At 45.4% G+C, this 577-nt stretch carries 1 pseudogene; it reads left to right on the forward strand.

The window, feature by feature from the left end:
- Positions 1-386 (forward strand): annotated as a pseudogene (locus R7093_RS26900) (peptidase); the annotation flags it as partial.
- Positions 387-577 lie beyond the last annotated feature (191 nt).

Here is a 577-nt window from a genome sequence, read left to right on the forward strand (position 1 = left end):
CACCACTTCTTGTTTCACCTTCTCTCTCTGCCGCTCAGTTGGAGCGATTAGAGCCAAATCATGGACGTGTGGTTTCTCTCGAAAAGCAAAACCTTGCCGCGACCCAAAATGTCGCCAAAGCGCTTGGATTAAAGCCGGGCAATAATGTTCAAAAGCTTAAAGCCAACCAAGACAAAAATGGTGATGTCCACGTCCGGTATCAACAAACCTACAAAGGAATTCCGATCTGGGGGAAACAGATCGTTTTACACCGCGATAAACAAGGGAAAATCAAACGCTTTGGCGGTACGTTAGTTCATGATATCGGGCAAGACATTTCTAACACGACTCCTCAGCTCAGCCTTGAAAGAATAAGAAGCAAAGTACAAAAGACGTTGCGCATTTAGCCTATGAGATCCAGTTTTTTGCCGATTCTGAACAAGTGGTAAACCCCACTAGACCAACTTATCTCGTGGATGCTAAATCCGGTGAAGTGCTGTTGCAGTATGAAGGATTAGCTCATGCAGAAGCAGATGGCCCGGGAGGCAATCAAAAGATTGGTTTCTATGAGTATGGTAAGGAATACGACCCGCTACTT

It is taken from the genome of Vibrio sp. 1580 (assembly GCF_033340055.1).